Here is a 19,668-nt window from a genome sequence, read left to right on the forward strand (position 1 = left end):
GAGCGACCTGTGCGGCGGCCGGCCCGGGCCGGTCAGCCGATGATGGGGCGTTCCTCGGGATAGCGGATGACGCGGCGCCGGTCGCGCAGCGCGAGCGCTGCCGCCAGTGTCATGGTCCCGGTACGGCCGATGAACATCAACACGACGAGCACGTACTTGCCGGCCGTCGGCAGGTCGGCGGTCACGCCCGTCGACAGGCCCACGGTCGCGAACGCGGAGATGGTCTCGAAGAGGATCACGTCGAGCGTCCAGCCCGTGATCTCCAGGAGCAGGAGGCTCGCGACGAGCACGGCCGTGGCGCCGATGAACGACACGGCGACCGCGAGCCGCAGGGTCTCGCGCGGGACGCGACGTCCGAAGGCCTCCAGGTCGCGGTCCCCGCGGGCTTCCGAGACGATCGCGAGCAGCATGACAGCGAGCGTCGTGACCTTGATGCCGCCTGCGGTCGACGCGCTGCCGCCACCGACGAACATGAGCGCGTCGGTGATGAGCCAGCTCGACTCGTGCATGCCGTTGATGTCGATCGTCGAGAAGCCCGCCGACCGCGGCATGACCCCGGCGAAGAGCGAGGCGAGGACCTTCTCGTTGAGGCTCAGCGGCCCCAGGGTCTTCTCGTTGGTCCACTCGAACGCCGCGAACAGGACCACGGCCACGACGACCAGGACCGCGCTCGTCGTCAGCGTCAGCTTGGTGTGCAGGCTCCACCGCGAGGCGCGCCTGCGGTTGCGCATGATGTTGAGGATGACGGGGAAGCCGAGCGACCCGATGAAGACGCCGACGATGATCGGCATGAGCAGCATCCAGTCGCCCACGTAGGGCGTCAGGCCCTCGGCCGTCGGGATGAAGCCCGCGTTGTTGAACGCCGAGATCCCGTAGAACAACCCGTGCCAGGCCGCCTCCCCGAACGTCTCCTCGAGCACGATGAAGCGCGGCAGGAGCAGGAGCGCGATGGTCAGCTCGATGGTGGTCGACGTGATGATGACGACCCGGACGAGCGAGCCGACCTCGCCGAGCCGCGTCGTCTTGGTCTCCGAGGCGGTGAGCAGCTTCTGCGTGAGGCCGATGCGTCGCGAGACGGCCATGCCGAGGATCGAGGCGAGCGTCATGACGCCCAGGCCGCCGATCTTGATCCCCACGAGGATCACGACCTGCCCGTAGGTGGACCAGTACGTCCCGGTCGGGACGACCACGAGGCCCGTGACGCACACGGCCGACGTCGCCGTGAACAGCGCGTCGATGAACGGCGCCGATCTCCCGGACGTCGTGGCCCACGGCGCCATGAGGAGCAGCGTGAAGAGGGAGATCACGGCCGCGAAGACCGTCACCGCGAGGCGGGCAGGGGAGTGTCGGGCGAGGCGGTCGACCAGCTCGCGACCTGCGAAGAAACGCCCGGAGACGCCCTGGGCCATCGGTCCTCCGTCTCCCTGTCCGTGCGTCCTCGTCCGGGTGGACGGGTGGTGCCGGGGCCCCTGCGGGACCGAACCGGTCGCCGTGCGTGCCGATGTGTCGCCCAACTCTGCCACAGGACGGCCGGTGCCCACCGGCTGAACCGCGGGGCGCCGTCGGGCCGTGCGGGGGATACCGTGTTCCCTGCCCGCCACCGACCACCGGACCGAGGAGCGCACGTGAACGAGCCAGGCGCCGTGCCGTTCGCCGCGCAGGTCGTGTGGAGCCCGGACCTCCTGGGCTACGACTTCGGGCACGGGCACCCCATGTCCCCGACGCGGCTCGACCTGACGATGCGCCTCGTGCGCGCGCTGGGCCTGCTCGACGCGCCGGGCGTGGAGGTCGTCGGCACGTCGCCCGCGTCCGACGAGGTGCTCGCCCTGGTCCACGACCCGGCCTACGTCGCCGCGGTCCACGAGGCCTCGGAGCACGGCGTCGAGAACCCGGCCCTGGGGCTGGGTACCGAGGACGACCCCGTCTTCGCGGGCATGCACGAGGCCGCGGCCCGCATCCTGTCCGGCTCGTACGAGGCCGCCGGGGCCGTGTGGTCGGGGCGGGCGCTGCACGCCGTCAACATCGCCGGCGGCATGCACCACGCCCAGCGCGGGGCGGCGTCGGGCTTCTGCATCTACAACGACGCCGCGGCCGCGGTCCGCCGGTTGCTCGACGACGGGGCCGAGCGCGTCGCGTACGTCGACCTCGACGCGCACCACGGCGACGGGGTCGAGCAGGCGTTCTGGGACGACCCGCGGGTCCTGACCGTCTCGGTGCACCAGAGCGGCGCGACGCTGTTCCCCGGCACGGGGCACGCCACCGACACGGGCGGCCCCCGGGCCGCGGGGACGGCCGTCAACGTGGCCCTGCCGCGCCGCACCGACGGCTCGCGCTGGCTGCGGGCCGTCGACGCCGTGGTCCCGGCCGTCCTGCGGGCCTTCGAGCCGCAGGTCCTCGTGTCCCAGCACGGGTGCGACGCGCACGGTCACGACCCGCTGAGCGACCTCGACGTGAGCGTCGACGCGCAGCGTGCCGCCGTGCACTGGATCCACGAGCTCGCGCACGAGCTCGCCGGGGGGCGCTGGGTCGCCCTGGGCGGCGGGGGCTACTCGGTCACGTCGGTCGTCCCGTACGCGTGGTCGAACGTCGTGGCCGAGGTCGTGCACGCGCCCGTGGCCCCCTCGACGCCCGTACCGGGGGCGTGGCGGGACCACATCAGTGCGGTCGCGCACCGTGAGACCCCCGCGTTCATGGGCGACGGCGACGTCGAGTTCAGCGCGTGGGGCAAGGGGTACGACCCCGAGGACGAGGTGGACCGCGCCGTGGTCGCGACCCGCAAGGCGGTCTTCCCGCTGCTGGGGCTGGACGCACACTTCGACTGACCCGAGCGCCTACGGCAAGCGCCGGACCGTGCGGCCCGACGACGTCACCCGGCGTCGATTTCGGGCCACCCGCCGGGAGCAGGTAGTCTAGGAGACGGACTTTTTCTCGTGTTGGTCGGTTCCCGATCAGCCGTGGACCACCATGATCGGGGCGATCCCGATCGCACACCGATCCAGCATTGTGAGGACCCATGGGCTCCGTCATCAAGAAGCGCCGCAAGCGTATGGCCAAGAAGAAGCACCGCAAGCTGCTTCGCAAGACGCGCCACCAGCGTCGCAACAAGAAGTAGCAGCTCTGCGCGGTCACGCGCATGCTGTCGCGAGAGCCCGGTCCCCGCAGGGGTCCGGGCTCTTCGCATGCCTGGACCGATCCCGCCGTGCGCGCCCGGGCCGGGCGCCAGGGCCGGTCAGAGTCCTGCGCGGCCCTTGATCGAGCGCCGGATGGAGCGCAGCACGAGCCCGAGGACCCACGCGGCCCCGGCCCAGCTCGCGGTCTTGAGCCCCCGCCCCGCGACCCGACGGCGCCTGCCGCGGAACTCGCGGATGGGCCAGCCCACGTCCTTGGCGTGACGGCGCAGGCGCGTGTCCGGGTTGATGGCGCACGGGTGCCCCACGGACTGCATCATGGTCACGTCGTTGAGCGAGTCCCCGTAGGCGTACGACGACGCCAGGTCGATCCCGTGGAGCTCGGCGAGCTCGCGCACACCTGCCGCCTTGGCCCGTCCGTGCATCATGTCGCCCACGAGGCGACCCGTGTAGAGGCCCTCCTCGTGCTCGGCGACCGTACCGAGGGCCCCGGTGGCGCCGAGGCGGCGGGCGATGAGCTGCCCGATCTCGAGCGGGGTCGCGGACACGAGCCACACCTGGTGGCCGGCCGCGATGTGCTCGTCGAGGAGCTTCTGGGTGCCGGGGAAGATGCGCAGCGACAGGACCTGGTCGTAGACCTCCTCGCCGATCGCGACGACCTCCGCGACCGAGCGGCCCGCGACGAGGTCCAGGGCCCGGCTGCGCACCTGGTCGATCTGGCGCTTGTTCTCGCCGAGGAGGAGGTAGCGGGCCTGGTGGAGGGCGAACGTCACGAGGTCCGGCGTGGAGAAGAAGCCTCGCTGGTACAGCGCGCGGGCGAGGTGGAACGAGCTGGCGCCGCGGATGATCGTGTTGTCGACGTCGAAGAAGGCTGCCGTGGGATGGGTGGACCCAGGAGCAGACGTCGGCATGGCGTCCACTCTATCGGCGCTCGCAGACCCTCGCCGACGGCGTTCACCGGGCACGGCCGCCGGGGGGTCGGCGGAAGGGGGTGTCCGAGATGCGTAGGCTGAGGTCGTGAGCCCCGCAGATCCCGCCGCAGGACAGGTTCCTGAGACCGCCGCCGGACGTGACGCAGACCAGGTCGTGAGCGCGCCCGTGCGCGTCGTGCTCTACGGCCGCGTCGGGTGCCACCTGTGCGAGGAGGCCCGCGAGGTGGTGGGCTCCGTGTGCGCGGACCAGGGGGTGGGCTGGACCGAGGTCGACGTGGACTCCGACCCGTCGGGCGCGCTCGCGGCACAGTACGGTGACTACGTCCCGGTCGTGACCGTGGACGGCGTCCAGCAGGGGTTCTGGCAGGTCGACCGAGCGAGGCTCGCCCGGGCGCTCTCGCGGGGGCGCGCCACTGGCTGACGTTCCGCCGCGGGCGCCGAGCCTGGGATGATCCGAGACAGCAGGACAGCGAGATCGTCAACGATGACGACGACATGACGAAGCATGGGTGGTTCGGGTGGCAGAGACCCTGGGTGATACCGGCATTCCTGGCGCGACCGTGGCGCGCCTCCCCGCGTACCTGCGCGCGCTGCGCGACCTCGAGGGGCGCGGCGTCGAGACGACCTCGTCGACCGAGCTCGCGGAGCTCGCGGGCGTCGGGTCCGCGCAGCTGCGCAAGGACCTGTCCTTCCTGGGGTCGTACGGCACCCGCGGGGTGGGATACGTCGTCGACTCGCTCGCGACGTACATCACGTCCGCGCTGGGGGTCGAGGACGAGCACCGGATCGCGATCGTCGGCATCGGCTCCCTGGGGCACGCCCTCGCGAACTACTCGGGCTACGGCACGCGAGGGTTCGAGGTCGCGGCGTTGCTGGACGCCTCGCCGCACGTCGTCGGCACCGAGGCCGCGGGGCTCGTGATCGAGCACGTCGACGCGCTCGAGGAGGTCTTCGCCCGCGAGAACGTGACGATCGTCGTCCTGGCGACCCCGGCGCACGTGGCGCAGGACGTCGCGGAGAGGGTCGTCGCCGCGGGGGTGCGGGAGATCCTGAACTTCGCACCGCGCGCGCTCCAGCTTCCCGAGGACGTGATCGTGCGGTCGGTCGACGTCGGGAGCGAGCTGCAGATCCTGGCGTTCCACGCGCAGGCCAGGGCGCTCGCGAACCGGGGCCGGGGCGAGGAGGGCCGAGGGGCCGAGAGCGAGGGCGCCTAGGGGCGTCCGGACAGCGCAGGAGCCGGCGACCCGTCACGGGTCGCCGGCTCCTGGCACACCGGGCCGCGTCAGGACGCGGGGGCCGGTCGGGGGCGAGAGGCTCAGGCCTGCTTGATCGCCGAGAGGTCGAGCGCGATCTTGATCTTGTCGCCGACGAGCACGCCACCGGCCTCGAGGGCCACGTTCCAGGTCAGGCCGAACTCCTTGCGGGAGATCTCGGTCTCGGCCTCGAACCCGGCGCGCGAGTTGCCGTAGGCGTCGACTGCGGTGCCCGTGAACTCGGTCTCGAGCTTGACCGGCTTGGTCACGCCGTTGATCGTCAGGTCGCCCGCGATGACGAAGTCGTCGTCGTCGGCCTCGACGGCGGTCGAGACGAAGTTCCAGGTGGGGTTCTTCTCGGCGTCCCAGAAGTCGGCCGACTGGAGGTGGCCGTCGCGCCCTGCGTCGCCGGTGTTGACGGACTTGGCGTCGATCGCCGCGACGACGTTGGACGACTCGACGTCGTCGCCGATGTTCAGCGTGCCCTCGGCGATCGCGAGCGAGCCGCGGACCTTGGAGATGCCTGCGTGGCGGACCGTGAAGGTCGCCTGCGAGTGCGAGGGGTCGATGGCGTAGGTGCCTGCGGTCAGTCCGGCGGGAAGGGTCGTGGCCATGGGTGCTCTCCTGTGGAAGTCGTGGTGCGTATGCGTCAGGCGCGCCGTCCGACGCGCCATTAGTTGAAGATTCAACTTCATACGAACGCATCAACGCAAGCCCCCACCCCTCTATTCCCTGGTGGGCGGACCAGTTCTCGGATGGGAGACTGGGACGGTTGTTCGGACGGTGGGGGCGTGGCGGATGAAGGCGGAGATGACGGTTCAGCAGGACAGGCGCGCGGACGCGCCGCACGACGCACCCTGGCTCGACGAGGGACAGCAGCACTCGTGGCGCCAGTACCTCGACGGCACGGCGCGGTTCGTCGAAGCTCTCGGCAGGGACCACGAGGAGCACTCGGCCCTCACGCTCGGCGAGTACGAGCTGCTCGTACGGCTCTCGGAGGCCGGCGACCACACCATGCGCATGTCCGCACTGGCCGACGGGCTCGCCCGGTCCCGGTCCCGCGTCACGCACACCGTGCACCGCATGGAGCAGCGCGGCCTCGTCCGCCGCTCCGCGAGCGAGACCGACCGTCGCGGGGTGAACTGCGTCATGACCGACGCGGGGTACGCCGAGCTCGTCGCCTCGGCGCCGGGGCACGTCCGTGCGGTGCGCCGCTTCATGGTCGACGTCCTGACCCCCGAGCAGCTCCGCAACCTCGGCGAGGCCATGGCGGCGATCGCCGAGGCCTGCCGCCTCGCGGAGGAGCCCGAGCCGCGCTAGGCGCACGGGCTCGGGCGCGCGGGCGCTGTGTCCGGGAGCACGCCGCCTGCGTGCACCGTGCGGGCAGAACTTTGGGACACTGGTCCCCATGGTCGCAACCACGGTCCACCTCATGCGTCACGGTGAAGTCTTCAACCCGGACGGCATCCTCTACGGTCGAATCCCCGGGTACCACCTCTCGGAGCTCGGGCACACCATGGCGCGTCGCGTCGCGGGGCACCTGTCGGGCAAGCCCGCCGAGGGTGCGCCCGCGCTGCCCGACGACGTCACGCCCGAACCCTTCGACGTCGCCCTGGTCATCGCCTCCCCGCTCCAGCGGGCGCAGGAGACCGCGACGCCCGTCGCCGAGGCCTTCGGGCTGCCGCTCGGGACGGACGAGCGCCTCATCGAGGCAGGCAACCACTTCGAGGGGATGAAGTTCGGCGTCGGCGACGGCTCGCTGCGCCACCCCGGCCACTGGCCCTACCTGTGGAACCCGATGCGTCCGTCGTGGGGCGAGCCGTACAAGCAGCAGGTCGCGCGCATGCACGCCGCGATCCACGACGCCCGCGCCCAGGCCGAGGGGCGCGAGGTCGTGCTCGTGAGCCACCAGCTCCCCATCTGGATCTCCCGCCTGGCCTTCGAGGGCAAGCGCCTGTGGCACGACCCGCGCAACCGCCAGTGCTCGCTCGCGTCGCTCACGTCGCTGCGCTTCGACGGCGACCGTCTCGTCGGCATCCACTACACCGAGCCGGTCGCGGACCTGCTGCCCGGGGCTGCGAAGGTCTCGGGCGCGTGACGCACCAGCCGCTTCTCAGGTTGTGCCCAGGCAGGTGGGAGACAGTGCTGCCATGATCCGCCCCTTCCGTGCCCGGCCAGGTCGCGCCCGCGCGACCTCCGGGATCGTCGCGCTCGTCTCGCTCGGCCTGGTCCTGTCCGCCTGCTCCCAGGAGTCGGGGGCCACGAGCCCCGACGACGTCGTGGGCCAGGGCTACGTCTCGGGCGACGGCTCGGTCAAGACCTGGGAGGTCTCCGACCGCGACGAGCCCGTGGTCCTGACCGGCACGGACTTCGAGGGCGGCGCGGTCGACACCTCGCAGTGGTTGGGCGACGTGGTCGTCATCAACACCTGGTACGCCGCGTGCGCGCCCTGCCGGGCCGAGGCGCCGGACCTGGTCGCGCTCGCGAACGACCGCGGCCCCGAGGGCGTGCACCTGCTCGGCATCAACAGCACCGACGACGCCGGTGCGGCGCTCGCGTTCGAGCGCACGTTCGAGGTGCCGTACCCCTCGATCGAGGACACGCGCGGCGAGGCCATCGCGACGCTCGAGGGCTCGGTCCCGCTGCAGGCCGTCCCGACGACGGTCGTGCTCGATCGCGAGGGCCGGGTCGCCGCGCGCGTCATCGGCCGCGCCGAGGGCTCGACGCTCGGAGCCATCGTCGACGACCTCCTCGCCGAGAGCGTCTGACGCATGGGTCCCCTCTCGTTCGCCGGCGACGTCGGCAGCACGTTCGCCACGACCGCGTTCAGCGGCTCGATGCTCCTGGCCGTGCCCGTCGCGATCCTCGCGGGGCTCGTGTCGTTCGCGTCTCCGTGCGTCCTGCCGCTCGTCCCCGGCTACGTCGGGTACGTGAGCGGGCTCGCGGCGGCCAACGCCGGGACCGGCACCCGTGCGGGTGGCGGAGGCACCGCCCTGAAGACGGCCCGGACCACCGGGCGATGGCGCGTCGTGACCGGCGTGGGGCTGTTCGTCGCGGGCTTCACGCTCGTGTTCGTGCTGCTCATGGTCGCCGCGGGCGCCATCGGGGTCCACGTCAAGGAGTGGGAGGGCGTCATCACGCGCGTCCTCGGGGTCGTCGTGATCCTCATGGGCTTCGCGTTCATGGGCGCCATGCCGTTCCTCCAGCGCGACCGCCGCCTGCACCTGAGCCCCACCGCCGGACTCTGGGGCGCCCCGCTGCTCGGCATCGTGTTCGGGCTCGGCTGGGCGCCCTGCATCGGCCCGACCCTCACGGCCGTCGTGGCGCTCTCGCTCGACGAGGCCACCGTGGGACGGGGGGCGATCCTCGGGATCGCCTACAGCCTGGGCCTGGGCATCCCATTCCTGCTCATCGGGATCGGGCTCGAGCGCTCCAAGAAGGCCGTGGCGTTCCTCCGTCGCCACCGCGTCGCGATCATGCGCATCGGCGGCGGCATGCTCATCCTCATCGGCCTGGCCCTCGTGACGGGCGTCTGGGGCACCTGGACCGCGCGCCTCAGCGGGCTCATCACCGGCTTCGAGACGGTGATCTGATGAGCGACAAGGACCTGTACCGCCCCGAGGGCATCGACGACGCGTTCAGCCACCCCGAGCCCGACGCGGGCCGGACCGACGGCGAGACGACCCCGCCGACGGGAGCGGCGCCGTCGGGCCGGAAGGGGCGCGCGACGCCCACCGGCACCGACGCCTCCGGCGGACCTGCCCCGCAGCTCCCCGCGCTCGGCCTGCGCGGCACGCTGCGCTGGACGTGGCGCCAGGTGACCAGCATGCGCGTCGCGCTCATGCTGCTCATGCTGCTCGCCGTCGCCGCCGTCCCCGGCTCGGTGCTGCCGCAGCGCCCCCAGGACCCGGCCGCCGTCCTCACCTACCTCCAGGACAACCCCGGCACCGGCGAGTGGCTCGACCGGCTCGGGTTCTTCGACGTCTACGCGTCGGTGTGGTTCTCCGCGATCTACATCCTGCTGTTCGTCTCGCTCGTGGGCTGCATCCTGCCGCGCACCAAGGCGCACCTCCAGGCCGTGCGCAACCGCCCACCCCGCACCCCCCGCAGGTTCGACCGCTTCCCGGCCAAGGCCGAGACGACCAGCACCGCGACGCCCGACGAGGTCGTGGACGCGGCGGTCAAGCACCTGCGTGGTCGGCTGCGCTGGCTGCCGACGTTCCGCGTCGACGTCGGGACCGAGCCCGCCGACCCGGCCCGGGGGCTGCCCGAGCGGCGGACCGTGGCCGCAGAGCGCGGCTACCTGCGCGAGACCGGGAACCTCGTCTTCCACCTGTCGCTCCTCGGGCTGCTCGTGGCCGTCGCCACGGGCCAGCTCCTGCACTTCCGCGGCCAGGCGATCATCACCGAGGGGCGCGGGTTCGCGAACGCGGTCGTCGACTACGACACGTTCGAGAACGGCTCGCTGTTCAGCCCGTCCTCGCTCGTCCCGTTCTCGATGACGCTCGACTCGTTCGACGCGCAGTTCGCGATGGACGCCGTGGCGTTCGCGCAGTCGCGCGACTTCACGGCCCACGTCACGGTGCGCGACCCCGACGGCACGTCCCAGCAGGAGCAGATCAAGGTCAACCACCCCATCGTGGCCGGCGGCGCCAAGATCTACCTCCAGGGCAACGGCTACGCGCCCGAGATCACGATCCACGACGCCGAGGGCCAGGTCGCGTTCGCCGGCCGCGTGCCCTTCCTGCCCGAGGACACCATGTACACCTCGCGCGGTGTCGTGAAGGTCCCGGACACCTCGGCCGGTCTCGACCAGATCGGGCTGGTCGGGTACTTCCTGCCCACGGCCGAGGTCGACGAGGTCGGCGCGCGCTCTACCTTCCCGCAACCGATCAACCCCCTGCTGGTGCTCGAGGTCTACCGGGGCGACCTGGGTCTCGACGAAGGCCTGCCGCAGAACGTGTACCGCCTCAACACGGACACGCTCACGCCCTCGGTCGACGCCGAGGGGGAACGCGTGAGGGTGCTCGTCGCCCCGGGCGAGACCGTCGAGCTGCCCGACGGACTGGGCACCATCACGCTCGCCGAGGGCGAGGTCCCGCGCTACGTCGCGCTCGACCTGCGCCACGACCCCGCGCTCGTCTGGATCCTCGTCTTCGCGCTCGGTGCGCTCGGAGGGCTCGCCGTCTCGCTCTTCACGCCGCGCCGTCGCGTCTGGCTGCGCGTGTGGAGCGAGGAGACGCCCGACGGCGCGTCGTCCGCACGGCGTACCGTCGTGAGTGTCGCGGGCCTCGCCCGCGGTGACGACGCGGGCCTCCAGGGCGAGGTCGACCGCGTGGTGGAGTCGCTGCCCGGCGCCCCGCCCACGACCGACCCACCCGCCGAGCGCCCCGCTGCGCCACGCACCCCGTCCTCCCCCCGCTCGACCGGTCAGGCTCGCACCGACCGACCACGAAAGGCTGACCGATGACCGTTGCCGACCTGAGCTCCGACCTGGTGTGGGCGGCCGCGACCGCCCTCACGGTCGCGTTCGTCGCGTTCGCGATCGACCTGTCCAGGCTGGGCGCCAAGGAGCCGCTCCCGGCGGAGGTCGATACCACCGCCGCCGAGGGGGACGCCTCGGTCGCCGTGGCCCTCGCCACCCCCGCCAAGCCGGTCTCGCGCAAGGCCGCCGGCATCGGCATCTCGACGGGCTGGCTGGGCACCGCCCTGCTGCTCGCCGCGATCGTGACCCGGGGCATCGCGGCGGGCCGTGCGCCCTGGGCCAACATGTACGAGTTCACGCTCGTCGGCGCGTTCGTCGCGATGGCGGTCTTCCTCGGCGTGAGCCTGCGCCGCGACGTGCGGTTCCTCGGGGCGTTCGTCACGGGGCTCGCGGTGCTGTTCCTCGTGGTCGCGCAGAACTCGTTCTTCCTCGACGCCACGGGCGTGCAGCCCGCACTCCAGTCCTACTGGCTCGTGATCCACGTGGGGGTCGCGATCATCGCCACGGGCATCTTCACGGTCGCGTTCGTCATGTCCTCGATCCAGCTCCTGCGCGACTCCCGCGAGAACGGCAACGGCTTCCTGGGGCACCCGGCCTGGCGGTGGCTCGACACGACGCCCCGGCCCGCGCAGCTCGAAGCCCTGAGCTTCCGCCTCAACGCGGTCGCTTTCGTGCTGTGGACCTTCACGATCATCGGCGGAGCGATCTGGGCCGAGCACGCCTGGGGCCGCTACTGGGGCTGGGACCCCAAGGAGGTCTGGAGCTTCGTCGTGTGGGTCGTGTACGCGGCCTACCTGCACGCCCGGACCACGCGCGGCTGGTCGGGGCGTCGCGCGGCGTACTTCGTGCTCGTCGGCTACGCGTGCGTGCTCTTCAACTTCACGGGCGTCAACCTGATCTTCAACGGCAAGCACTCGTACTCGGGCATCACGACGCAGGAGTGAGCGGCACCTCCTGGGCGGTCCGCACCCGACCTTCACCGCACGTCGACAGGTTCCCGGTGCGACGTCCCCCGGCCGGGACCGCGGAACCGCTAGCGTGACCCCTCGTGAGACAAGCACGAGGGGGACGCAAGGCGTCCGGCACGGACCACGAGACGGGCGGCGGCGACATGCCGGCAGGCGGCGGGCAGGGGGAGCGCCACGTCCGGTCGCGGCGTGAGCATCGCGTCCTGAGGGTCGTCGGCCTCGTCACGACGGCGGTCCTCGCGTTCGGGGTCTCGGGGGCGACCGCGGTGCTCGTCAAGACGTTGGGGAACGTCGACCAGGTCGACAACAAGGGGCTCGTCGCCCCGGAGGCCGACCGCCCACCGGCCCCGGTGCCCGACCCCGAGGACCCGCTCGCGGGGCTGCCCGTCAACCTCGTGCTGATCGGGTCGGACGACCGGTCCGGGGCGAACGCAGCGATCGGCGGAGCCGAGGACGGCATGCGCTCGGACACCACGATGCTCCTGCACGTCTCGGCCGACCGCTCGCGCGTCGAGCTCGTCTCGGTCCCGCGCGACCTGCGGATCGCCATCCCGTCGTGCACGGTCACGGGAGGTGGGACGACGCGGGCGTCGTCCCAGGCGACGTTCAACGAGGCGTTCTCCCGGGGCTGGGTCGGGGGCAAGGACCTCGCGTCGGCGGCGACGTGCACGCAGATGACCGTCGAGAAGATGTCGGGCGTGCGGACGGACGGCTTCCTGGTCGTGGACTTCGCTGGCTTCCAGACCATGGTCGACGCCCTCGACGGGGTGCCGATGTGCATCCCCGAGGACATGGACGACAAGGAGTCGAACCTTCACCTCAGCGCGGGGACGCAGACCCTGACCGGAGCCCAGGCGCTCGCGCTCGCTCGCGCCCGGCACGGCCTGAGCGACGGGTCCGACACCTATCGGATGGGCCGGCAGCAGGCGTTGCTCGCGGCGATGACGAGGTCCGTCCTGTCGCAGAACGTCCTCACGGACCTGCCGAACCTGCTCCAGTTCCTGGACGCCGCGACCAGCTCGCTGTCGATCAGCGGGGGAGTCGACCTCAAGGGCCTCGCGTTCTCGCTGAGGTCGGTGCGGCCCGACGCCGTGACGTTCCTGACGATCCCGTCGGGTCCCCAGCCGAGCAACGTCAACCGCGTGATCCTGACGCCGGCCGCCGCCGACGTCTGGGCGAGGCTCGCGGCGGACCAGCCGGTCGTCCCCGAGCCGGAGGCCGAACCCGTGGCACCCACGCCCACGACGCCCCAGGAGCCCAGCACGCCGAACGGAGCCGACCCGGTCCCGCCGGCCCCGACGACCCCCGAGCCGGCGGCGCCGGTCGACCCGCTGGCCGACCGCAAGCCTGGTGAGGCGATCACCTCGGCCGACGCCCAGGCCGCGTGCTGAGCGTGCACGGCGCCCGTCGGCAGGCGCGGCGCAGGTCGCCGCTGCCAGGAGGCCTGCGAGACGTGGTCTAGGCGGGGTCGCCGCTGCCCGACGACGGCGTGCCGGGTGCCCCGTCCGTCTCGCCGGGCGAGGTGTCGCGCGGGCCGTCGTCGTCCGAGGTCCCGCGGGGGGAACCAGAGGGGCCTCCCGGGGTGGGGCCCGCCGTCGGGCCGGGGTCCGTGCCCTCGCCGCGTGCCTCGCGGCGGCGCTGCTGCTCGAGCTTCCACAGGAAGTCCGGGTCGTCGTCCGGGGCTACCGGGGCCGCCGGGCGTCGACGTGCCCCAGGACGGGCCCGGCCCGGCGCAGGCGAGCCGCCCGCGGTCGCGTGCCGGGCGCGCTGCGTGCGCGAGACGAGGATCCAGGCGAGCGGCCCGACGAAGGGCAGGAAGATGATCATCACGATCCACAGGCCCTTGGGGATCCCGCTCCGGTCGTTCTCGTCGCTCGTGGCACAGTCGGAGAGGGCGTAGACCGCGAGGCCTACGGCGAGCAGGGTCAGCAGGACGCGGGACATGACCCCAGCCTATGCGTCCTGGCAACCCGGAGGCACGGGAGGGCACGGTTCGGCGCACCCAGGTAAGGCACCTACCCTGGACGGGTGCCTATGGTCATCTACTCCGCGCTGCGCCTGGCGATCTTCGCGGTCCTCTTCGTCGTCCTGTACGCCCTGAACCTGGGTCACTGGGTCGTGTGCGCGGTCATCGCGGCCGTCCTGGCGTTCCTGGTCTCCTACCTCGCGCTGCGCGGCCCGCGCGAGCGTGCCGCCCAGTACCTCGCCGACCGCGCCGCGCGGCGCAGGGTAACGGGCGAGAAGTTCTCGCGGGAGATCGAGGACGACGCGGCGTTCGAGGACGCTGCCGTCGAGTCCGCCGGGTCCACGGCCTCGGCCACCCCGGCCGAGGCGCCCGCGGACCGACCGGGGCGCACCCCGGCCACGGACGCCTAGAGCGCGAGCCCCAGGCCCAGCAGCACCCCGTACCCGAGCTCGAACATCCCCGTGCCCGCGAGGACGGGGACGAGGAGCGGGCCACGCGCCCCGGCGACCACGGGCAGGGTCAGCAGCACCGCGGGCAGCAGCAGGAGCAGCACGAGCAGCGACCACGGCGCGGCGAACGCGCACACCACGCCCAGCAGGAGCGGGACCCAGATCATGGCGACGTACGCGCGCCGGGCCCGGAAGTCGCCGAGGCGCACCGCGACGGTGCGCTTGCCCGCGAGCACGTCCGTGGGGATGTCGCGCACGTTGTTGATCATCAGCAGCGCGCACGCGAGGAGGCCCACGGCCACGGCCCCGACCCCCGCGACCCACGTCACGCGGTCGGCCTGCGTGTACGTGGTGCCGAGGACCGCCACGAGCCCGAAGAACACGAACACGCCGACCTCCCCGAGGCCCCGGTACCCGTACGGGTTCTTGCCGCCCGTGTAGAACCACGCCGCGACGATCGCGAGCGCCCCGACGGCCAGGAGCCACCAGTGCCCCGTGAGGGCGACGAGACCCAGTCCCAGCACGGCGGCGACCCCGAAGCACGCGAACGCGGCGTTGCGCACCTGGGACGCGAGGGCCGCCCCCGAGGCCGTGAGCCGCATGGGCCCGACGCGGTCGACGTCCGTCCCACGGACCCCGTCCGAGTAGTCGTTCGCGTAGTTCACGCCGACCTGGAGCGCGAGCGCGACGCCCAGCGCCAGGAGCGCGGGCCAGAACGCGAAGGAGTCGACCTGGGCGGCAGCGCCCGAGCCGACGAGGACGGGTGCGGCCGCCGCGGGGAGGGTCCGCAGGCGGGCGCCTGCGACCCATTCGGCAGAGGTGGCCATGGTGCTCCGTTCAGTGGGTGCGTGGTGCGGTGCGGACGGCGAGCTCGGTCACGGCCGTCCGGTCGATCTTGCCCGGCCCCCGGCGGGGCAGGGCCGACACGACGAGCAGGTCGCGTGGGGCGGCGGGCGGTCCCAGCGTAGTCGCGACCGCGTGGCGCGCCCGGGCCAGCAGCTCCCCGTCCGCCGACGGGGAGCGTCGCTCGCCGGTCGTCGTCTCGACCACGGCGACGACGCGCTGCCCCCACTCGGCGTCCGGGACGCCGACGACGCTGACCTCGCCCAGCCCGTCGGTGCCTGCGAGCGCCGCGGCGAGCACGGCCTCGACCGCTGCCGGCGCCACGTTGACCCCACCCGTGACGATCACGTCGTCCGCCCGCCCGAGCACCGTCAGGACGCCGTCCGGGGCGAGAGCGCCCAGGTCGCTCGTGCGCAGCCACCGTGTCCCGTCGGGGTCGGTGCGGAAGGTCGCGGCCGTGAGCGCCTCGTCGCCCAGGTACCCCGTGGCGAGCACGGGTCCCGAGATCTCGACGACGCCCGCGGTGTCGGGCCCGAGCTCGTGCCCGGACGCCCCGTCCACGACCCGCACCCGGACGCCCTCGAGCGCGACGCCGTCGTACACGCAGCCGCCGCTCGTCTCGGTCATGCCGTAGGTGGTGACGACCGTGGCGCCCGCCTCGCGCGCTCGCGCGAGGAGCACGGGCGACGCCGCGGCGCCGCCGAGGAGGATCGCGTCGAACGAGCGCAGCGCGGCGAGCGCGGGCTCGCTCCCCGGTCCCGGGTGCAGGAGGCGGTGGAGCTGGGTCGGGACGAGCGACACGTACCGACGGCCTGCGTCCATGCGGGCCGCGGCGGCGGCGAAGCCCGCGGCGGTGAACGGGGCGTCGAGGTCGGCGGCGACGAGCCGCGTCCCGGCGACGACCGACCGCAGGACGACCTGGAGCCCGGCCACGTGCGTGGGGGGCAGGGTCAGGAGCCACTGCCCGTCCCCACCGAGGCGCTGGTGCGTCGAGCGCGCGGAGGCGACCAGCGCGTCCGCGCCGAGCGCGACCTCGCGGGGCAGCCCGGTCGAGCCAGAGGTCTGCAGCACGAGCGCCGTCCCCGCCGGGAGGGGGCCCGAGAACGCGAGCGGGGAGGGTGCGACGGCCGGTCCGCGCCCGGCGAGGGCGTCGGCCACCGCGGCCCGCAGGTCGGCGACGTCAGCAGGTGCGGTTCCCTCGGCGCGTGGCATCCCTCCAGCGTAGATCGAGCCGTAGGGTGACGGGGAACTAGCGGGATCGACGAGCGTGAGGGTACGGATGGACAAGGTGAGGATGTCGCGGGTCGGATGGGCCACGACGGTGGTGGCAGGTCTGCTGGTGCTCTCCGCCTGTGGCGGGGGCGCGCCGACGGACGCCACGACGAAGGTCGTCCCGTCCGCTGTCGACGCGGCCAAGGCCTCTCCGCCCGCGCCCGTCGTGCCCGTCGTGTGGCCGCTCACGGGAGTCGCCACGGAGACCGTGGACGCACGCCCGGCGGTGGCGGTGAAGATCGAGAACCTTCCTGCGGCCCGCCCCCAGACCGGGCTGGACCAGGCCGACATGGTCTGGGAGGAGGTGGTCGAGGGCGGGATCACCCGGTTCGTCGCGGTCTTCCACTCCCAGGTCCCGGAGACCGTCGGTCCCATCCGGTCCGTGCGACCCATGGACCCGTCGATCTTCGGCCCGACCGCGGGCGTCCTCGTCTACAGCGGTGGGCAGCCGCCCTTCGTCGCGGCGGTCGGTGAGGCGGGCCTGCAGTCGATCGTCCACGACGAGGGCGACGGCGGCTTCTTCCTCAAGAAGGGCAAGAGAGCCCCGCACAACCTGTACGGCACCATGGCCGACTTCTTCTCGCAGGCAGAAGGGGACCGCACGGCCCCGCCCGAGCAGTTCCGGCACACGCGGACCCCGGGGCAGGGTACGGCCACGGTGGCCGGGGCGCCCTTCGCGCTCCTCGACGTCAAGCTGACCCACTCGAGCCGGGCGCAGTGGCAGTGGGGGACCGCGGAGAACGCCTTCCTGCGGAGCGAGGGCACGACCCCCGCGGTCTCGTCCGAGGGGGCGCGCCTCGCTGCGGCGAACGTGGTCGTGCTGAGCGTCGAGATGGTCAACACCACGTTCGTGGACCCGGCGGGAACTCCCGTGCCGGAGACCAAGCTCGTCGGCACGGGGGAGGGGCTCGTGGCGAGCGGCGGCAAGCAGGTCGCGGTGACGTGGTCCAAGGACGCGGTCGAGGCGCCACTGGTCCTCACGGGGCCCGACGGCGCCCCCGTCCTCCTTGAGCAGGGCACGACCTGGGTCGAGCTCGTCCCGCGCGGGTCCGGGAGCTACGCGGTCAGCTGACCGTCGTCAGGCGCTCGTCCCGGCCGGGGCGAGACACCCAGGCGTCCAGGACGTCCTCGAGGGCCAGCAGCCGGTCGAACCCTCCCCCTGCGACGAAGTGCCCGCCGCCCTCGACGACCGTGAGCTCGGCGTCGAGGACCCGCGCGAGGGCCTCGGTGTGGCCCCGGGGGACGACCGGGTCGTCGTCGGCGACCACGACGTGCCGCCGTGCGGTGCGGGCCGCGATGCCGGCCGGGTCGAGCGGACGCTCGACGAAACGGTCGACCTCGGGGATCCCCGGGACCTCGTCGACGAACCCGGCGACCAGGGCGAGCCCACCGAGCCGCCAGTCGTCCTGCCGGGCTCCGAGGTGCTGGAGGATGGTGACGCAGCCCAGGCTGTGCCCCACGAGCACGGTCCCCTCGTCGAGGGGGCCGATCACTCCGGCGAGGGTCACGAGCCACACGTCGAGGTCGGGCGCCTGCGAGTGCGGCAGGTCGGGGACGACGACCTCGAGGCCCTGGGCCGCGTAGCGGTCGCGGACCGCCCCGAACCAGTGGTTGTCGGCCGTGGCGCCCAGACCGTGCACCACCACGACCCTGGTCACCGGTGGGAGCGTGTCGAGGGACTGTGCGGCGGAGCGGTCGGACGCCGCGGCGTCGTCGAGAACGGTCATGCCGGAACCGTATCGCCCCGCGCGAGGGGCGTGCGGGCGGTCGCCACGGGTCGCGCCGTGAGAGGCGCCCGAAGCCCCGCCCACCCCTCATCCCCACGGGGGAGGACGCGCTCACCCCTGAGGCTGACGGCGCACCGGTGAGGTCGAGACGCTGGGCCGATGCGGCGACCGCGGGGTCCGCGGGAACGTAGAGGCATGGCAACGATGAACCCCACCCAGAGCCCGTTCGAGCCCGCGCCCACGGTCACCCCGTTCCCGCCCTCGATCGCCCCCACCCGCCCTGCCCTGCGCGCCGAGGAGCCGGACGACGACGAGACCGGCGCACGCCCGGCCGCGTCGATCGGGCCGGTCGTCGTCTCGATCGTCCTGCTGTTCGGCCTGGCCGTCGCGGTGGCCTTCGCGGGGCGCGGGATCGTCGAGATGCTCAGCGGCTTCGCCGCCGGTTCCTGACCGGTCCGCCAGCCGACCCGTCGGGACCTGGCCCGTCAGAAGTAGTACGGGAACTCGTCCCACTGCGGGTCCCGGCGCTCGAGGAACGCGTCACGTCCCTCGACCGCCTCGTCGGTCATGTACGCCAGTCGGGTGGCCTCGCCGGCGAAGACCTGCTGACCCGCAAGACCGTCGTCCGCGAGGTTGAACGCGAACTTGAGCATGCGGATCGCCTGCGGAGACTTGGTCGCGATGATCCGCGCGTACTCGAGCGCGAGCGGTTCGAGGTCCGCGTGGTCCGCGACCTCGTTGACCGCGCCCCACTCGTACGCGTCCTGGGCCGAGTACTCGCGGGCGAGGAAGAACACCTCGCGCGCGCGCTTCTGGCCCACCTGCCGGGCGAAGAGCGCCGAGCCGTAGCCCGCGTCGAACGAACCCACGTTGGCGTCGGTCTGCTTGAAGCGGGCGTGCTCGCGGCTCGCGATCGACAGGTCCGCGACCACGTGCAGCGAGTGCCCGCCGCCCGCGGCCCAGCCGTTGACGACCGCGATCACGACCTTGGGCATGGTCCGGATGAGGCGTTGCACCTCGAGGATGTGCAACCGCCCCGCCTTGGCAGGGTCGATCGCGTCGGCCGTCTGGGCGTCCTCGCTCGTCGTGTACCGGTACCCGTCACGGCCACGGATGCGTTGGTCGCCGCCCGAGCAGAACGCCCAGCCGCCGTCCTTGGCCGAGGGGCCGTTGCCCGTGAGGAGGACGGTGCCGACGTCGGACGTCATGCGCGCGTGGTCGAGCACCCGGTAGAGCTCGTCCACGGTGTGGGGACGGAACGCGTTGCGGACCTCGGGCCGGTGGAAGGCGACACGGACGACGGGCAGGTCGCGCTCGTGCGCCACGCCGTCGCGCGTGCCGCGTTCGACACCACGGTGGTAGGTGATGTCGGTGAGCCCCTCGAAGCCGGCGACGGTGCGCCATGCCTGGGGGTCGAACGTCTCGGACACCTGTGCGGGGATGCTGCTCACGACCGTCACCCTAGCCGCCCGTGGCGGTAGGTGAGCGGCGCGCCGGACCGGGCGCCGGACCGCGTGGCGGGGACCGCGCGGGCCCGGACCCGGGCGTCGTGGCCCGTCCTCGTGCCCTACGGTGTGGGGGTGGGGACCTTGGAGGTCTTGACGGCAATGCGTGCGGTCGTGTAATTCGGTGAAGCCCTTTCTGT

22 protein-coding genes are annotated in these 19,668 nt (G+C 72.8%); 14 read left to right on the forward strand and 8 right to left on the reverse strand.

All coding sequences use genetic code 11. The features are described from left to right. Positions 1-32 precede the first annotated feature (32 nt). A complete protein-coding gene (locus H9640_RS15665) occupies positions 33-1,409 on the reverse strand; it encodes a TrkH family potassium uptake protein (protein WP_191791709.1) in 1,377 nt (458 codons plus the stop codon). A 216-nt stretch (positions 1,410-1,625) separates the two neighbouring features. On the opposite strand from H9640_RS15665, the gene H9640_RS15670 reads away from it, so the two are divergent. After that, positions 1,626-2,822, forward strand: coding sequence for an acetoin utilization protein AcuC (locus H9640_RS15670; RefSeq protein WP_307823978.1), 1,197 nt, complete (start codon positions 1,626-1,628; stop codon positions 2,820-2,822). A gap of 191 nt (positions 2,823-3,013) precedes the next feature. Continuing rightward, on the forward strand, positions 3,014-3,112 hold the full coding sequence (locus tag H9640_RS15675; protein ID WP_003792170.1) for a 30S ribosomal protein bS22: 99 nt from the start codon (positions 3,014-3,016) through the stop codon (positions 3,110-3,112). Between the two features lie 117 nt (positions 3,113-3,229). Here the strand turns inward: H9640_RS15675 and H9640_RS15680 are convergent, their stop codons facing one another. After that, positions 3,230-4,039: an HAD family hydrolase gene (locus H9640_RS15680; protein ID WP_191791710.1), complete on the reverse strand. Its 810-nt coding sequence runs from the start codon at positions 4,037-4,039 to the stop codon at positions 3,230-3,232. A 106-nt stretch (positions 4,040-4,145) separates the two neighbouring features. On the opposite strand from H9640_RS15680, the gene H9640_RS15685 reads away from it, so the two are divergent. Both H9640_RS15685 and H9640_RS15690 read left to right on the forward strand, forming a co-directional pair. Continuing rightward, positions 4,146-4,481: a glutaredoxin family protein gene (locus H9640_RS15685; protein WP_318243801.1), complete on the forward strand. Its 336-nt coding sequence runs from the start codon at positions 4,146-4,148 to the stop codon at positions 4,479-4,481. Positions 4,482-4,578: 97 nt separating this feature from the next. Further along, positions 4,579-5,274, forward strand: a complete 696-nt coding sequence (locus H9640_RS15690) for a redox-sensing transcriptional repressor Rex (protein ID WP_191791711.1) — start codon at positions 4,579-4,581, stop codon at positions 5,272-5,274. A gap of 101 nt (positions 5,275-5,375) precedes the next feature. On the opposite strand, the gene H9640_RS15695 is transcribed toward H9640_RS15690, so the two are convergent. Continuing rightward, positions 5,376-5,927, reverse strand: coding sequence for a YceI family protein (locus tag H9640_RS15695; protein ID WP_191791712.1), 552 nt, complete (start codon positions 5,925-5,927; stop codon positions 5,376-5,378). Between the two features lie 196 nt (positions 5,928-6,123). Here H9640_RS15695 and H9640_RS15700 point away from each other — a divergent pair, with 196 nt between their 5' ends. From H9640_RS15700 to H9640_RS15730, 7 genes are all read left to right on the forward strand, one after another. Next, a complete protein-coding gene (locus H9640_RS15700) occupies positions 6,124-6,633 on the forward strand; it encodes a MarR family winged helix-turn-helix transcriptional regulator (protein ID WP_191791713.1) in 510 nt (169 codons plus the stop codon). Positions 6,634-6,721: 88 nt separating this feature from the next. Further along, positions 6,722-7,411: a histidine phosphatase family protein gene (locus tag H9640_RS15705; RefSeq protein ID WP_138825696.1), complete on the forward strand. Its 690-nt coding sequence runs from the start codon at positions 6,722-6,724 to the stop codon at positions 7,409-7,411. Between the two features lie 52 nt (positions 7,412-7,463). Further along, positions 7,464-8,081 carry a TlpA family protein disulfide reductase gene (locus H9640_RS15710; protein ID WP_191791714.1) on the forward strand — a complete coding sequence of 206 codons (618 nt, stop codon included), beginning with the start codon at positions 7,464-7,466 and terminating at the stop codon, positions 8,079-8,081. A 3-nt stretch (positions 8,082-8,084) separates the two neighbouring features. Then, positions 8,085-8,906 carry a cytochrome c biogenesis CcdA family protein gene (locus tag H9640_RS15715; protein ID WP_191791715.1) on the forward strand — a complete coding sequence of 274 codons (822 nt, stop codon included), beginning with the start codon at positions 8,085-8,087 and terminating at the stop codon, positions 8,904-8,906. Next, complete coding sequence (resB, locus tag H9640_RS15720) at positions 8,906-10,783, forward strand: cytochrome c biogenesis protein ResB (RefSeq protein ID WP_191791716.1); 1,878 nt, start codon at positions 8,906-8,908, stop codon at positions 10,781-10,783. The genes H9640_RS15715 and resB overlap by 1 nt, the downstream gene beginning before the upstream one ends. Next, complete coding sequence (gene ccsB, locus H9640_RS15725; protein ID WP_191791717.1) at positions 10,780-11,742, forward strand: c-type cytochrome biogenesis protein CcsB; 963 nt, start codon at positions 10,780-10,782, stop codon at positions 11,740-11,742. Before resB ends, ccsB begins: the two co-directional genes overlap by 4 nt. A 104-nt stretch (positions 11,743-11,846) precedes the next feature. Continuing rightward, positions 11,847-13,157 carry an LCP family protein gene (locus H9640_RS15730; protein ID WP_191791718.1) on the forward strand — a complete coding sequence of 437 codons (1,311 nt, stop codon included), beginning with the start codon at positions 11,847-11,849 and terminating at the stop codon, positions 13,155-13,157. 67 nt (positions 13,158-13,224) lie between these two features. Here the strand turns inward: H9640_RS15730 and H9640_RS15735 are convergent, their stop codons facing one another. Then, positions 13,225-13,710 carry a PLD nuclease N-terminal domain-containing protein gene (locus H9640_RS15735; RefSeq protein ID WP_191791719.1) on the reverse strand — a complete coding sequence of 162 codons (486 nt, stop codon included), beginning with the start codon at positions 13,708-13,710 and terminating at the stop codon, positions 13,225-13,227. A 90-nt stretch (positions 13,711-13,800) separates the two neighbouring features. Here H9640_RS15735 and H9640_RS15740 point away from each other — a divergent pair, with 90 nt between their 5' ends. Further along, positions 13,801-14,142 (forward strand): DUF4229 domain-containing protein, encoded by a 342-nt coding sequence (locus H9640_RS15740; protein WP_225227339.1) that lies wholly within the window; start codon positions 13,801-13,803, stop codon positions 14,140-14,142. On the opposite strand, the gene H9640_RS15745 is transcribed toward H9640_RS15740, so the two are convergent. Beyond that, positions 14,139-15,008 (reverse strand): 1,4-dihydroxy-2-naphthoate polyprenyltransferase, encoded by an 870-nt coding sequence (locus H9640_RS15745; protein ID WP_138825685.1) that lies wholly within the window; start codon positions 15,006-15,008, stop codon positions 14,139-14,141. The genes H9640_RS15740 and H9640_RS15745 overlap by 4 nt on opposite strands. 10 nt (positions 15,009-15,018) lie before the next feature. Further along, entirely contained in the window at positions 15,019-16,236 is a 1,218-nt protein-coding gene (locus tag H9640_RS15750) for an AMP-binding protein (RefSeq protein ID WP_191791721.1), read from the reverse strand. Between the two features lie 67 nt (positions 16,237-16,303). Here H9640_RS15750 and H9640_RS15755 point away from each other — a divergent pair, with 67 nt between their 5' ends. After that, positions 16,304-17,368 carry a DUF3048 domain-containing protein gene (locus H9640_RS15755; protein ID WP_225227321.1) on the forward strand — a complete coding sequence of 355 codons (1,065 nt, stop codon included), beginning with the start codon at positions 16,304-16,306 and terminating at the stop codon, positions 17,366-17,368. Here the strand turns inward: H9640_RS15755 and H9640_RS15760 are convergent. Next, the gene (locus tag H9640_RS15760) at positions 17,361-18,023 is read right to left on the reverse strand and encodes an RBBP9/YdeN family alpha/beta hydrolase (RefSeq protein ID WP_191791722.1); all 663 of its coding nucleotides are present in this window, start codon (positions 18,021-18,023) and stop codon (positions 17,361-17,363) included. The two genes, H9640_RS15755 and H9640_RS15760, sit on opposite strands and share 8 nt — an antisense overlap. Before the next feature lie 195 nt (positions 18,024-18,218). Here H9640_RS15760 and H9640_RS15765 point away from each other — a divergent pair, with 195 nt between their 5' ends. Then, the gene (locus H9640_RS15765) at positions 18,219-18,473 is read left to right on the forward strand and encodes a hypothetical protein (protein ID WP_191791723.1); all 255 of its coding nucleotides are present in this window, start codon (positions 18,219-18,221) and stop codon (positions 18,471-18,473) included. 35 nt (positions 18,474-18,508) lie between these two features. Here H9640_RS15765 and H9640_RS15770 read toward each other — a convergent pair whose 3' ends face one another. Then, positions 18,509-19,474: a 1,4-dihydroxy-2-naphthoyl-CoA synthase gene (locus H9640_RS15770; RefSeq protein WP_191791724.1), complete on the reverse strand. Its 966-nt coding sequence runs from the start codon at positions 19,472-19,474 to the stop codon at positions 18,509-18,511. Between the last annotated feature and the right edge of the window lie 194 nt (positions 19,475-19,668).

Origin of the sequence: Oerskovia gallyi (assembly GCF_014836745.1) — a bacterium.
In the GTDB taxonomy this organism is placed as follows: domain Bacteria; phylum Actinomycetota; class Actinomycetes; order Actinomycetales; family Cellulomonadaceae; genus Oerskovia; species Oerskovia paurometabola.